Annotated in this window: 1 pseudogene; it reads left to right on the top strand. The window is 35.2% G+C overall.

Going from position 1 to position 284, the window contains the following annotated elements:
- Positions 1 to 252, top strand: a pseudogene (locus tag HMPREF2628_RS06035) (hypothetical protein); the annotation flags it as partial.
- Positions 253 to 284 lie beyond the last annotated feature (32 nt).

Below are 284 nucleotides of genomic sequence, written 5' to 3'. Positions count from 1 at the left end.
GTGTATGAATTGCCACTAGAGTTGTTTCAGTTGATTGAGAGTGGAGAAAAGAATTTAGTAGAGTTACATTTTAGGCTAAAAAATGATGCTTGGCCACCTAATGTGTCACAAGAGGAAGCAAATAAGCTTTTTTGGCGAAAACACATTGAGGTTTTAAGAAATAATGCCGCAGCACAAAGGCATTTTACTCGTCAAGAGCTAGAAGAATTATTACCAGAAGGGTCAAAAATTCTAGCAAGTAGTGAGAGTTAATATGGATTTGATATGGTAAACAGTAAATTAAC

It is taken from the genome of Streptococcus sp. HMSC063B03 (assembly GCF_001836965.1).
In the GTDB taxonomy this organism is placed as follows: domain Bacteria; phylum Bacillota; class Bacilli; order Lactobacillales; family Streptococcaceae; genus Streptococcus; species Streptococcus pneumoniae_F.
Note: the sequence above shows the minus strand (reverse complement) of the source record. Positions and strands in the feature narration are given on the sequence as shown.